Genomic DNA, 12,789 nt, shown 5'->3' with positions numbered 1-12,789 from the left:
GGGAGGGGAAAAAGTCATGAAATCCTTACGTGTCGGTATTATCGGCTATGGATTGGCTGGGTCGGTGTTTCACGCTCCATTGATTGAGTCGGTTCCAGGACTAAATTGGGTGTCGGTCGTTACTACCAGCAAGCGGGAAGAAGTGATACGGACGCATCCACAAGTAGAAGTAAAAGCGGATGCGGAGGCGCTCTTTTCCGATCCTGTGGTTGATTTAGTGGTGGTGGCAACACCCAATGACAGCCACTTTTCCTTGGCTAGACAGGCGCTTTTGGCCGGTAAACATGTGGTGGTGGACAAACCTTTTGTCATCCACTCCTGGCAAGGAGAAGAGCTGGATAAGTTGGCAAAGGAGCGCGGGCGGGTGCTGAGTGTGTTCCATAACCGGCGCTGGGATAACGATTTTCTCACCTTACGCTCTTGTATTGAATCGGGTCGTCTGGGAGAAGTGCACACCTATCACGCCCAGTGGAACCGGTACCGACCGCACGTACGGGATCGTTGGCGCGAACGGGATGAAGTGGGAGCGGGAACGCTGTATGACCTGGGTTCTCACTTGATCGATCAGGTTTTGACTCTATTTGGAGAACCGGAAACAGTGACGGCGGATGTATTGGCACAGCGGCAGGGAACAGCGGTGCCGGATTACTTTCATCTTGTACTGGCATACGGTGAGCGACGACGAGTTGTGTTGCGCGGCGGCTCCATGGTGAAGGGGGAAAGCCCTCGCTTTGAGGTACACGGAGATCGGGGCAGTTTTATCAAATTTGGTCTAGACAGTCAGGAAGAGGCCTTAAAGGCAGGGAAGCGACCCGGACAGCCGGAGTGGGGAGAGGACGATGCTAGACTGTATGCCACCCTCTCCCTTGATGTAGATGGACAAGCTTTCTTTGAAAGGGTACCTACCCGTCCCGGTGCCTATGAATGTTATTATCAAAAAGTGCGGGATGCTGTGAAAGGAACGGCTGCAATTCCGGTGACTGCCGCCGAAGCGACACGTGTGATCCGTGTGATCGAGCTGGCGATGGAGAGTCATGCCCAGGGGCGCACATTGCCGTGGTGATTGTTTACATGTAAGGGCTTTGAAAGTGGATGTTTTTCCGTGCAACTTAAGCGAAAACCGTTTAGGGTGAGGAGGCGACGATATTCCAGGTGTGGCAGAGTGGACCTGGCCGGTCTCTATCTTCGCGCGCAGGCTTAAACTTTCGGATTCCTATAATATGGATAAAACAACAAACCTGATTTCATTTTTAGATTGTGTTAAAATTAGTAGAATTTAGCGGTTACAGGAGGAAAAGATGGCTGACCAACCCGTCCGCGATGAACGGACGTCTTATACAGTTTTGCTCTATCGAAAAAATCGTATCCAGCGCCTGATCGAGATCGGGCTGTTTTTGGGTGGGTTGCTGGTGGCATTGCCCATGTTTGAAGAGTTGCGCTCCCTGCCGTTTATCTTGACGGTGCTTGGATGGGGGTTTGTGGTGATGGCTGTAGTTCCGGCTGTGCTGTTGGTATGGAAGCGGCCACGCTATCGGTTGTTTGACGATCGTCTGGTGATTTACTGGGGGAAACAACGAGAGGAAGTGGCACTCAGTCAGGTGAAACCGGCCTTTGAGTTTCCCAATCAATTTGAGATTGAGGGAAGAAAGTGTGCTCTATTGGTAACGGACGATTTTTTACAAGATCTTAATACACAGTTGGAGCTAAACAAACGGGGGCTGAAACGTCGTGGTCAATGAAGGCTATCGCGATACGATGGTGGAGGTGGATTTGGATGCCATCGCCCACAATGTGCAGCAGTTTTTGCAGTGGTTAACACCCGGTGTTCGTCTGATGGCAGCCGTCAAGGGAGATGCATACGGTCATGGGGCGATACCAGTGGCGCAAGCGGCTGTAAAAGCGGGTGCTACCGATTTGGCGGTGGCGTTTTTGGATGAGGCGGAAGAGTTGCGGGAGGCTGGCATACAAGCGCCGATCCTGATTTTAGGCCATACTCCGCAGCGAGGGTTACAACGGGCGATGGAGTTGGATGTGGCATTAACTGTATCTGACGGTGAAACAATTGTGGCGATTGCAGATGCCGCCCGTCAAAGCGGGCAAACGGCCCGTGTTCACGTTAAGGTGGATACAGGTATGGGGCGGCTGGGTGTGCAGCCGGATGAGGCGGTCGCTTTAATCCGACAATGGCACAACCAGCCTGGGGTGGTGATTGAGGGCTTGTTTAGCCACTTTGCTACCGCTGATGAAGCGGATAAGAGCTATGCCCGTCAACAACACCGCCGTCTAAGTGCGGTAGTGGAACGATTGGGAGCAGAGGGGATTCAGATCCCGCTGGTCCATTGCGCCAACAGCGCTGCCACTATTGATCTGCCAGAGTACGCCCATGCAATGGTGCGAGTGGGGATCAGTATGTACGGCTACTATCCTTCCCCTGATGTCAACCCGGATGCGGTCAAACTGCAACCGGCCCTTACCTTAAAAACGCGGATTACACGGTTGGCGCGTCCACAAGCGGGAACCGGCATCAGTTACGGAAAGACGCGGGTGGTGGACGGTACACGCTGGATAGCCACCGTGCCAATCGGGTATGCCGACGGATACAGCCGCGCCCTCTCCAATAAGGGAACGGCAATAGTACGGGGGCGGCGGGTACCGGTGATCGGTCGCGTTTGCATGGATCAGACGATGCTGGATGTCACCGATGCGATGCCGGTACAAGTGGGGGATGAAGTGGTCCTTTACGGACAGCAGCAACAGGAGGTGGTCACCGTGGATGAAGTGGCCGATCTCCTCGGTACCATCTCTTATGAGGTCACTTGCATGCTGGACCGTCGTATCCCTCGTATTTATACGCGCTCCGGCAAACGCGTTCATATCCGCAACTTGCTTTTATCCCCATTGCAAAAGCTCTGACGGCGGAAGCAGGAATCCAAACGCGTTGAGCAGGAATTTTGCCATTCCAATCGAATACCTTTAATATTGTCATTGGATAAATTGATCCAATGTGATCGTGGTTTGACGATGTTTAACAGCGGATTGAGAACGATGGATGATACTCTTTGCCTGTTGATTACGATTGGTGGATAAACGCCCAAAGTATATTTTTGCAACAGCTTTATCATAATGGTAGTATTGAAAAGGGAATTTCCAACGGTGATGATTGGTTGGGGGTGCGTATGTTGTCCGAGACGAAGAGGATCATGATTAGCCTACCTCAGCATTTGCTCCAAGAAGTAGACGGGCTGGTGGAAAAGGAAAATTCAAACCGCAGCGAACTTGTCCGCCAAGCGATGAAAATGTACCTCCATGAACGGAAAAAAAGGTTGATCCGGGAAATGATGCAACAAGGTTATATGGAAATGGCTAAGATTAACTTAAATATTGCTTCGGAAGCGTTTGAGGCGGAAGAAGAAGCTGACGACAAGACGATTCGTCTGGTTAGCGGGGTGTAAGCATTTGATTGTGAAGCGTGGCGATGTATACTTTGCCGATCTTTCTCCAGTGGTCGGATCAGAACAAGGTGGGGTTCGGCCTGTTTTGGTAATTCAAAACAACATCGGAAACCGGTTTAGCCCCACTGTAATCATCGCCGCGATCACCGCTCAGATCCAAAAGGCGAAATTGCCGACACATGTCGAAATCGATGCAAAATCTTACGGGTTTGACCGGGACTCTGTAATTTTGCTGGAGCAGATTCGTACCATCGATAAACAGCGCCTGACGGATAAGATCACCCATCTGGATGACGAGATGATGGTACGGGTGAATGAGGCGCTCAATATCAGTTTAGGTCTTATCGATTTTTAAGGTCGCGCATGGGAGAGGGGAATAGCCCCTCTCTTTTTTGTGGTGGTTTCATCTGACAAGAAAGCGGTAGGACATGTATAATAGAAGGAAAGTTTATGATGGGCTATTGATGATCTGAATAAAGGAAGGGATTTTTGTAAGCGAAGTACAGACTCAAATATCCCTCCCCCTTCATCTTGATGATAGTAAGGCTGTGAAGCAGGGTGGCGTTGACGCCATAGATATGAGGTGGCAGGATGCAAGAACAAATCATACAACAATATCGGGAGTTACTCACCTCTTACCTGCGGGACAAGAGTGAAGACCATCTGTATGCCGCTCAACAGATGAGCAAATGGATGATGGAACAGAAAATCCCTCCGGAAGAGATGGTCAGCTACCATGCAGAAGCGGTGAAAAGCGAACTGCCGGATCTCCCTCCTTCCGTACGGGATTCTTTTGATGTTCTGATTGAGATGATGATCGGTTACGGTATTTCCTTGCGCGAGCACGAAAATTTACTCAGCCGGCAAAAAGAGCTGGAATATGAGATTGAAGTGGCTGTTGGGATGCAACAGACGTTACTTCCTGATGCGCCTCCTTCTTTGTCAGGGCTGGATGTGGGCGTGATCAGTGTTCCCGCCAACCGCATGAGCGGCGATTATTATAATTTTGTCGATCATGGATGTGGAGCCGTCGGCGTCGCCTTATCCGATATCATCGGAAAAGGAATCCCCGCCGCCCTTTGTATGTCCATGATCAAATATGCGATGGATCAGCTGGATCATCCATTGGGGCCTGCGGATATTTTGCGCCGCCTCAATATTGTGGTGGAACGGAACGTTGATCCAAGCATGTTCATCACGATGGTTTATGGGGTATACGATGGTAAACGGCACCTTTTTCGCTATGCTGCCGCCGGACATGAACCGGGTTTATATTATCACAGTGCCAGCGGGGAATTTCGCGATATGACGACCCGAGGGTTGGTGTTAGGTGTAACCAAAGATGTCACTTATGAAGAGTACGAACTGTACATGGAACCGGGGGATGCGATTATCCTCTTTTCCGACGGAGTGACGGAGGCGCGGATCGATGGGCAGTTCCTGGGACGGGAACGCTTACTAGAGCTGATTGCACCTTATATCGATCAGCCCAGTCAACAGGCGGTGGAAGCGATCTATCAGGAGCTGTATGAACGGGCCAACTATAAGCAAAAGGACGATCAAACGATCCTTATGCTTCGGCGTCAGCCGTGATTGTCATAGGTTTGAAAGAAAAGGGGCCAGGGAAAAGTCTCAGGAGTGGAGGTTGAGGGAGATTATGAATGTATCGATAGAAGAACGGACACATGAAGCAAATGTAACTACGTTAATCGTATCGGGAGAAGTGGACGCCTTTACCGCGCCGCAACTGCGGGAAAAGCTGATGCCCTTGTGCAAGGCCAACCGCGAAATCCATCTGGATTTGTCGCAAGTCGATTATATGGACAGCACAGGGTTGGGTGTCCTGATCGGTGCTTATAAGTCCTTGTGCGCGAAAAAGGGTCGATTGGTACTGACGGGAATAAGCCCGCGTCTGAAGCGGCTGTTGAAAATCACTGGACTGACGGAAATTATAGACATTGAAGACGGAGCGTAAGGGGAGTGGTTTTGAGTGGTGCATTCCAGCGATCAGATCGAATTGGCCATACCTGCAAAGGCCCAATATGTGGGCGTGGTTCGGTTGGCCGTCTCCGGCATCGCCAACCGCATGGGCTTTGATTATGATGACATCGAAGATATGAAGCTGGCCGTTGCGGAAGCCTGCACCAACGCAGTGGACCACGCTTATTCCGGTAAAGCGGGTCAAATTGTGATCCGGTTTCAAATTCATCAGGATCGACTTGAAGTCGTAGTGAAAGATGAAGGCAACAGTTTTGACATCGACACTGTGAAACGGCGCTCCGGTCCGATTAATACCTGCCTGCCGTTGACTGCGATGAGGGAAAGGGGGTTGGGTCTGCATCTGATGGAGACCTTGATGGATCGAGTGGTCATCGATGGGAGTCGAGGAGTGGTTGTGACACTCATCAAGTTTATTCGAAGGGACGAGGTGGATCATGATGTCGACTCGCCCGCAAAAACGCAATCTAACCGATGGTGATATCCTTGATATGATTCACCTCTACCAAGAAGAGGGGGATGAAAGCGTTCAGGAGAAGCTGGTGGAACACTACACCTCGCTTGTGGAGACGCTGGCTTCCAAATTTTCCAAGGGGAATGAGCCCTTTGAGGATTTGACCCAAGTGGGAATGATCGGCCTGCTTGCAGCCCTGAAACGGTATGATCCCACCTTTGGACGTAGTTTTGAGGGATTTGCCGTTCCGACGATTGTCGGGGAGATAAAGCGCTACATTCGGGACAAGACCTGGAGCGTTCATGTTCCCCGCCGCATTAAAGAACTGGGGCCGCGCATCAAGAAGGCGGTCGAAGAGCTGACCATCCAGTATCAACGCTCTCCCCAAGTAGATGAGATCGCCACCTATCTGGAAGTAAGTCCAGAGGAAGTGCTGGAAACGATGGAGATGGGGCGAAGCTACAATGCGGTTTCAGTCGATAGTCCCATCGAGGCTAGCAGCGACGGCAGTCATGTGACCCTGCTTGATCTAGTGGGCAACGCGGATCGCGGATATGATCAGGTTGACCAGAAAATGCTGCTGGATCGCGCTTTCCAAGTGCTAACCGAGCGGGAACGGGATATCATTGAGATGACTTTTTTTGATAACATGAGCCAAAAACAGACCGGTGAACAATTGGGGATCTCGCAAATGCACGTTTCCCGCTTGCAACGGCGCGCTCTACGCAAGCTGCGGGAGGCGATCCGCATGGAACCGACTGAAATTATATAAAAGATTTTTGTTAGAAAAGCCGCTGGTATCCGCATGCCGCGGTTTTTTTATGTTTTGCCAAACGGAAACAGGAGCAAACCGCAAAGGTGCAAACGGTCGAAGGGCCTAAATAGAGAACAAATCCCGCCGAGAGCGGGATTTGTTCTCTATTCATCATACGGTTCGATTTGATGCTCCATCCAAATATTTGGCTCTAAATAGACCCCTTCGTTCTTTTCCAAATCCATTTCCACTGGTACCAAGGCTCCAGGAACCACATAGGGACCACTGCTCAGAAAGCGCATGCCAGTCCAATCTTCCCATTCGCGAATCGTGCCGCGAACGACCGCCGCCTTCGGCATAATTTTTAACATCGGAGCCTTTAGTCGCCAATGAACGCGAATCCAAGGATCATACGGCGCTCCGTCCTCCCGTTTCCAGTGAATATAGTCATCCAAGCTCAACAATGGATAGCGCTCTTTGTGATTGGGGCGGACGGGAGCGATTAATGACGAAAACCCCTTCTCTTGTCCGATGCGCTTCATTGCCAATAACACATCCCGGCTGATTCCTCTTCCGCGATGGTTGTCCGCGACCAAACCGGCTAGCGCACAGAGAACATTGGGTGATTGGTATTGAAATGGGATAAAGTCATCCGTTGTCTCTGGTAGATCCTCCATCGATCCGTTCCAAGACAGCGGGACGGTGACACCCCCGCTAACCATTTCTTCTCCGTCGAATAAGGCGAACTGACACTCAGGGTAGTGCTCTAGAAACGAATCCGACTGCTCCTTAAAGACAACCTCCCCATCAAAGATGAAGCGTGGAAATGAATTTTTTGCCAAGGTGTTGATTCTGGTGAGCAACTCCGGTTTTTCAGCCGCCGTATATATTGTAAATCTAGACATCGGCGACCTCCCCTTTATGTACGTTCATTTTTTGCGTGATTTTACCGATCAGCAAATGAAAAAGTCCAGCAAATAAAAAGCCGTCCAAGCTGGATGCCCCCGTGATAGAAAACCAGCCCAGGCCGCCGTCATTTGTAGGCGTTGTTATAAATACCAATACCCAGGATATCATCGCGGTCCAATAAAAGGAGGGGATCTTTTTGTCTTGAATAAAAGAGAAGAGAAAACGCGTTCGATTTAAAAACAAAAATTCAACCAGATAAATGGCAGCAACCGGTGAAAGAAGTGCTCCGATAACTGTGAGGAATACATTGAAGTACTCATGAATTTGGAAAAAGGCGATGGCAGAGCCGATCAGTCCTGAAATCATGGTTAGCATATATTTCGGCGTATGACGGATTAAGCTGGAAAGCCCCAAACCGGCAGAATACAACAGATTGTCGTTGATGGTCCATTGAGCCAAAACCAAGATCAGAAGCGCAAAAACTCCCCAACCGACAGAGAGCATAATAAGAATAACATCTTCAATTCCCGTCATTCTTACTAATAGAATCGCCAGACAAATCATGACGCTATTACCCAATAGGAAACCGAAAAAACCGGCATAAAAGGCATCTTTTTTACTTTTGGCCCAGCGTGCCAGATCGGGACAGGCGACAACAATCATCATCCAGCTGGCCATCACCATGGAGATGGCAGAACCCATCGTCAGGGTGATGTCTCCTTTCGGAAGCGCGAACAGCCACTCACTTTTCCCCTCTGATCCCATAATCTTTCCAATGAGTCCCCCCATCAGAAACAGCCTCAGGGGAACCGCGACAATACTCAAACGTTCAATCGCAACATAGCCTACTGTGGCCGTGGTGGTCATCACGAGCCCACCGATGACCGCTACCCATGGCATAAGTTATTTCGATATTATTTTCAATATCGCAATGAAGAAATATATAAATATTGATAGGGTTTATAAATGAAATTTAGAGTTGGAAAGAACGTAAGGGGATTGATAGGAGGTCTACAAGATAGAGTGGTAACAAAAAATATCAATCAGTAAAGAATAACTTTTTTGAGGTGTATAACATCTAATACAAATTTTTGATGAAAATTCTTTCGCTTCGTAACACCTCAATCTTCCTCCGCAATTCGCTCCTCCCCAGTGTAAATGTTGAACCGATTCCCGCGAGCAAAGCCGATCAACGTGATCCCAAATTCTTGCGCCAGATCGCAGGCGAGGCTGGAGGGAGCAGATACGGCGGCTACCAGTCCGACTCCGGCCACAGCTGCTTTTTGCATGATTTCAAAACTGGTGCGTCCGCTCACCATCAGGATACCGTCGTTTAGGGGTTCACCGTTAGCCAGAAAAAAATGACCCAACAGTTTATCCACTGCATTGTGGCGGCCAACATCCTCCCGTACGGCGATGAGACGGCCCTCTAGGTCAAACCAGGCGGCGGCGTGAAGCCCGCCAGTTCGATCAAAGGCGGACTGTTTTTGCCGCAGAGAATCGCCTAAAGTACGAATGGTGGCGGGAGGCACTTGGAAAGCGCGCGTGACGGGAGAAACCCCTTGCACCCGTATGGCTTCCAAAGAAGCTTTGCCGCAGACACCACAACTGGAGCTCTGATAAAAGTGACGGGTGAAGCGCTTCCAATTCAGGTCAACCCCTTCCCTGAGCGCCACTTGTACAATGTTGAAATGTTGTGGTTCGCGGGGATTGCGACAATAGTGAATACGATGGATCTGTTGAGGATGATCCAATATCCCCTCCGTCCATAAGAAACCGGCGGCCAGCTCATAATCATGGCCGGGAGTACGCATGGTTACCGCCACAGAGAAGGCTTCCCGCGCCTGAAAGGGAAGCAGCCGGATCTCCATCGGCTCTTCCACGGTTACCTCGTCCGGTTTCCGTTTGCGCGAGGTAGCCCGTACCTCTTCCACCCAGCGACGAGAAGAGTGTGAATAGGGTGCTTTTGCCATCACACATCCCCCTGTTCGTTTAAAATTGAAAATTCCCTCATTATAAACGCTATCCCACTTGGCAAGGGAATGCAATGGAAGAAATTAAAGAAAAAACTGCCGTATCAGCGGCAGTTTGCGGCAAACATCGTGGAACGGTCGGGGTGGTAATCCGTCTGGCTCCATGCGTGGCAGAGTCGCTCAACGGAACACCACTCCTCCCTGTTTTCTAACCATTTCAGTGATTTGTCATCAATTTTGAAACTGCGTGTCAGCGGCCAGATTTTTAGTGTACAGTTTTACGCTTTCCACCATTCGTCAAAGGGAGAAACGGGAAGCGCGCGTTTGTGGCGGGTGGCGAGAAATTTGTTTTCAATTAAGCTGGCCGCTTGCTCATCCACTTCTTTTCCTTCCAAATAATCGTCAATGATGGGATACGTTAAGCCCAGCTCCGCTTCATCGGCTTGTCCCGGTCGGTCGTCCAATAAATCGGCTGTCGGCACTTTTTCATAAATGGCGGGGTCCGCCCCTAAGTGGCGCAGTAATTCCTTTCCTTGCCGCTTGTTGAGTCCAAATAGGGGGATCAGGTCACAAGCGCCATCTCCAAATTTGGTAAAAAAGCCAGTTACCGCTTCAGCGGCATGGTCCGTTCCTACCACCAATAAATGGTAGGCGCCGGCTACCGTATATTGTGCCTTCATCCGCTCCCGCGCCTTGGCATTCCCTTTGACAAAGTCAGACAAGGTTTGGCCCGTGGCTTGCTGGAAGGCATGTGTAGTCGCATCTACCGCTTCTTGGATATTGACGGTCAGGGTCTCGTCCGGCTGGATAAAGCGAAGGGAGCGCTGTGCGTCTTCCTCATCTTTTTGGATTCCATAGGGGAGGCGCATCGCGATAAAGCGAGACGATTGCCCGGTTTCCCGGCGCAGCTCTTCTACGGCTAGTTGAGATAGACGACCAGCCAAGCTGGAATCCTGTCCTCCGGAAATGCCGAGAACCAACCCCTGTGCTCCGGTATGCCGCAGGTATTCTTTGATAAATTGGATGCGCACCCGCACTTCCTGTTCCGGCTCAATAGAAGGGCGGACGTACAATTCGTCGATAATTTCTCGTTGCAGCGGTCTCATACAAGTATCCTCCTTTAGGGAGTGTTCTCCTCAGTTATATCATATGTTTGGTTTTTTTACATTGCGTGTCTGGTAATGTTTCTCACATCAGCGAAAAATGAATTGCAGTTGAGAAACTGCACTGGGAAAAAGCCCGTCGCCATGCCATGACCGGAGATTCAGTGTGATGGATTTGATCGTTGATTCCGTTTCTCCATTACAGGAACGGAGGTGTCTAAAACGGGCATATACAAACAAAAACAAATATAAACAATAGACAAACGCCCATAAATCTGTATAATCAGAAATGTAGGCGCTTACATTTCGATGATGGAGAGGATAGCATGAAACTGGGTTACACGGCAGGGACACTGGATACCGGTCAACTGCCACAGGAGGACAAACCTATCGCCAAGCACCGTTTGCATGGGTTGCGACACTTTCTCGGGTTGTTTGCGGGGGAGCATGTAGCCGGCACGGAGTTTGTGATCGGGGCGACGTTTGTTCTGTGGGGAGTAAGTGCTGCGGACGTCTTGCTGGGATTGATTTTCGGTAATTTGCTGGCGGTGTTGACTTGGACGTTTATTTGTGCGCCGATTGCCACCGATACTCGTTTGACGCTTTATTCGTATTTGAAAAAGATCGCCGGTCCATCCATGCAAAAAGTATACAATGCGGTTAACGGTGTGTTGTACTGCGTACTGGGTGGAGCAATGATCACCGTTGCCGCTTCCGCCGTCCGGATTTTGTTTGGGATTCCGGTGCAAACGCAGTGGTATCCAACAAGCGCTTCTTTTATCTTTCTCGTCTTGATCATTGGCTCCATCGTCGCCATTGTGGCTGCGATGGGCTTTAAATCCGTCGCTCAATTTTCTTCCATCTGTGCGCCATGGCTGTTATTGATGTTTATTAGCGGCGCCGTGGTAATGCTGCCGGAGCTGGTTGCAATGAGTGGTACCGTCTCGGGATTGCACTCGGTTTCAGATTTCCTCCAGCTGGCTAACGCTCATATCTGGACCGGTCAACCAATGGGTGGCGGGGAAGAGATGGGGATGCTTCATGTGATGGCGTTTGCCTGGATCGCCAACTTGGCGATGCATGGAGGATTGAGCGATATGGCTATCTTTCGGTTTGCCAAAAGTTATCGCTATGGGTACGCTTCCGCCGTGGGCGTCTTTTTCGGACATTACATCGCTTGGATTTGTGCCGGGATTATGGGGGCTGCCGCCGCGATGGTGTTAAATACGTCGATCGCTCAGTTAGATTCCGGTGAAGTCGCCTATCAAGCTTTGGGAGCCGTTGGGATCTTGGCTGTGATCATTGCCGGGTGGACTACTTCTAACCCTACCTTGTATCGGGCGGGACTCGCATTTCAAACGATTTTCCACCGCTACTCCGTCAGAAGGGTAACCGCCATTACCGGCGCCGTTACCACTGTTATCGCCTGTTTTCCCTTTGTGTTTACCAAGCTGCTGGATTTTGTCGGATACATGGGATTGATCTTAGTTCCCGTTGGCACCATTGTTTTTACCGAACATTGGATCTTTCCCAAAATCGGCTATACACGGTATTGGGCTCAATACAAGGGATTGCGCCTTAATGTGCCAGCGTTGGCCAGCTGGATGATCGGCGTTGCTTTCGCCGTGTGCATGGATACTTTCGGGATCATCCACCTCTACTTTTTGTTTGTACCCACCTGGGTGGTGACGATGGTGGCTTATCTTATCTTGGCGGGATTGGGGGGAGCTAGAGAACAGTATCCGGAAGCGGAAAGAGAGGAAAAACAGCGCCAGGAACAAATTAGACAGGAACAAGCAATTGAAGCCGAAGGGATTTCACCCCATCCCGGATCGCAAATATCTTCCACGAGGATAAAAGTGGCCGGTGCATCTGCTTTGTTGGCGATTTTGGCATTGTTAGGGATGGCAGGAGCAGTGTTTGCAGGAATGATGGAATTGGACGAGTATAAGGCACTCGCCCTCGTTCCGTCTTTAATCTATTTTGTATCCGCTACCATCTGGATCGGTAAAAAGGAACAGAGTAAAGAAAGCGTATCATCAAGAACCCCATCATTGTAAAATCCAAAAGTGTGGTTTGGACATTTCCACTTAATCTCTTCTGATAACCCAACAAAACAGATATAATCAAAAATAAAACAAACATT

14 protein-coding genes are annotated in these 12,789 nt (G+C 50.0%); 10 read left to right on the top strand and 4 right to left on the bottom strand.

What is annotated here, in order from left to right:
- Positions 1-16: 16 nt before the first annotated feature.
- The 9 genes from C8J48_RS17710 to sigB all read left to right on the top strand — a co-directional run bounded on the left by C8J48_RS17710 (position 17) and on the right by sigB (position 6,676).
- Positions 17-1,063, top strand: coding sequence for an oxidoreductase (locus tag C8J48_RS17710; RefSeq protein WP_107728589.1), 1,047 nt, complete (start codon positions 17-19; stop codon positions 1,061-1,063).
- A gap of 235 nt (positions 1,064-1,298) precedes the next feature.
- Positions 1,299-1,739: a hypothetical protein gene (locus tag C8J48_RS17705; protein ID WP_107728588.1), complete on the top strand. Its 441-nt coding sequence runs from the start codon at positions 1,299-1,301 to the stop codon at positions 1,737-1,739.
- A gap of 16 nt (positions 1,740-1,755) precedes the next feature.
- Positions 1,756-2,913, top strand: coding sequence for an alanine racemase (alr, locus tag C8J48_RS17700; protein ID WP_107728639.1), 1,158 nt, complete (start codon positions 1,756-1,758; stop codon positions 2,911-2,913).
- A 263-nt stretch (positions 2,914-3,176) separates the two neighbouring features.
- Positions 3,177-3,452: a CopG family ribbon-helix-helix protein gene (locus C8J48_RS17695; protein WP_107728638.1), complete on the top strand. Its 276-nt coding sequence runs from the start codon at positions 3,177-3,179 to the stop codon at positions 3,450-3,452.
- Between the two features lie 4 nt (positions 3,453-3,456).
- Positions 3,457-3,807, top strand: a complete 351-nt coding sequence (locus C8J48_RS17690) for a type II toxin-antitoxin system PemK/MazF family toxin (protein ID WP_107728587.1) — start codon at positions 3,457-3,459, stop codon at positions 3,805-3,807.
- Positions 3,808-4,043: 236 nt separating this feature from the next.
- A complete protein-coding gene (locus C8J48_RS17685) occupies positions 4,044-5,045 on the top strand; it encodes a PP2C family protein-serine/threonine phosphatase (protein ID WP_107728586.1) in 1,002 nt (333 codons plus the stop codon).
- A 64-nt stretch (positions 5,046-5,109) separates the two neighbouring features.
- Positions 5,110-5,427 (top strand): STAS domain-containing protein, encoded by a 318-nt coding sequence (locus C8J48_RS17680; protein ID WP_107728585.1) that lies wholly within the window; start codon positions 5,110-5,112, stop codon positions 5,425-5,427.
- Between the two features lie 15 nt (positions 5,428-5,442).
- On the top strand, positions 5,443-5,931 hold the full coding sequence (gene rsbW, locus C8J48_RS17675; RefSeq protein WP_107728584.1) for an anti-sigma B factor RsbW: 489 nt from the start codon (positions 5,443-5,445) through the stop codon (positions 5,929-5,931).
- Positions 5,891-6,676, top strand: coding sequence for an RNA polymerase sigma factor SigB (gene sigB, locus C8J48_RS17670; protein WP_107728583.1), 786 nt, complete (start codon positions 5,891-5,893; stop codon positions 6,674-6,676). The genes rsbW and sigB overlap by 41 nt, the downstream gene beginning before the upstream one ends.
- A 146-nt stretch (positions 6,677-6,822) precedes the next feature.
- Here sigB and C8J48_RS17665 read toward each other — a convergent pair whose 3' ends face one another.
- From C8J48_RS17665 to nadE, 4 genes are all read right to left on the bottom strand, one after another.
- A complete protein-coding gene (locus tag C8J48_RS17665) occupies positions 6,823-7,563 on the bottom strand; it encodes a GNAT family N-acetyltransferase (RefSeq protein ID WP_107728582.1) in 741 nt (246 codons plus the stop codon).
- Positions 7,556-8,467: a cytosine permease gene (locus C8J48_RS17660; RefSeq protein WP_107728581.1), complete on the bottom strand. Its 912-nt coding sequence runs from the start codon at positions 8,465-8,467 to the stop codon at positions 7,556-7,558. The genes C8J48_RS17665 and C8J48_RS17660 overlap by 8 nt, the downstream gene beginning before the upstream one ends.
- A 221-nt stretch (positions 8,468-8,688) precedes the next feature.
- Positions 8,689-9,540 carry a formate dehydrogenase accessory sulfurtransferase FdhD gene (gene fdhD, locus C8J48_RS17655; protein ID WP_107728580.1) on the bottom strand — a complete coding sequence of 284 codons (852 nt, stop codon included), beginning with the start codon at positions 9,538-9,540 and terminating at the stop codon, positions 8,689-8,691.
- A 278-nt stretch (positions 9,541-9,818) separates the two neighbouring features.
- Complete coding sequence (nadE, locus tag C8J48_RS17650; protein ID WP_107728579.1) at positions 9,819-10,646, bottom strand: ammonia-dependent NAD(+) synthetase; 828 nt, start codon at positions 10,644-10,646, stop codon at positions 9,819-9,821.
- A 323-nt stretch (positions 10,647-10,969) separates the two neighbouring features.
- On the opposite strand from nadE, the gene C8J48_RS17645 reads away from it, so the two are divergent.
- Complete coding sequence (locus C8J48_RS17645) at positions 10,970-12,703, top strand: purine-cytosine permease family protein (protein WP_107728578.1); 1,734 nt, start codon at positions 10,970-10,972, stop codon at positions 12,701-12,703.
- Positions 12,704-12,789: the final 86 nt, after the last annotated feature.

This window comes from Desmospora activa DSM 45169 (genome assembly GCF_003046315.1).
In the GTDB taxonomy this organism is placed as follows: domain Bacteria; phylum Bacillota; class Bacilli; order Thermoactinomycetales; family DSM-45169; genus Desmospora; species Desmospora activa.
This window is presented reverse-complemented; position numbering and strand designations above follow the sequence as displayed.

Bases quoted from the DNA above. Each gene is read 5' to 3' on its own strand.
- C8J48_RS17645 (WP_107728578.1), top strand. From the start codon at position 10,970: ATGAAACTGGGTTACACGGCAGGGACACTGGATACCGGTCAACTGCCA.
- C8J48_RS17695 (WP_107728638.1), top strand. From the start codon at position 3,177: ATGTTGTCCGAGACGAAGAGGATCATGATTAGCCTACCTCAGCATTTG.
- C8J48_RS17680 (WP_107728585.1), top strand. From the start codon at position 5,110: ATGAATGTATCGATAGAAGAACGGACACATGAAGCAAATGTAACTACG.
- C8J48_RS17660 (WP_107728581.1), bottom strand. From the start codon at position 8,467: ATGCCATGGGTAGCGGTCATCGGTGGGCTCGTGATGACCACCACGGCC.
- sigB (WP_107728583.1), top strand. From the start codon at position 5,891: ATGTCGACTCGCCCGCAAAAACGCAATCTAACCGATGGTGATATCCTT.
- C8J48_RS17710 (WP_107728589.1), top strand. From the start codon at position 17: ATGAAATCCTTACGTGTCGGTATTATCGGCTATGGATTGGCTGGGTCG.
- alr (WP_107728639.1), top strand. From the start codon at position 1,756: ATGGTGGAGGTGGATTTGGATGCCATCGCCCACAATGTGCAGCAGTTT.
- fdhD (WP_107728580.1), bottom strand. From the start codon at position 9,540: ATGGCAAAAGCACCCTATTCACACTCTTCTCGTCGCTGGGTGGAAGAG.
- C8J48_RS17685 (WP_107728586.1), top strand. From the start codon at position 4,044: ATGCAAGAACAAATCATACAACAATATCGGGAGTTACTCACCTCTTAC.
- nadE (WP_107728579.1), bottom strand. From the start codon at position 10,646: ATGAGACCGCTGCAACGAGAAATTATCGACGAATTGTACGTCCGCCCT.
- C8J48_RS17705 (WP_107728588.1), top strand. From the start codon at position 1,299: ATGGCTGACCAACCCGTCCGCGATGAACGGACGTCTTATACAGTTTTG.
- C8J48_RS17665 (WP_107728582.1), bottom strand. From the start codon at position 7,563: ATGTCTAGATTTACAATATATACGGCGGCTGAAAAACCGGAGTTGCTC.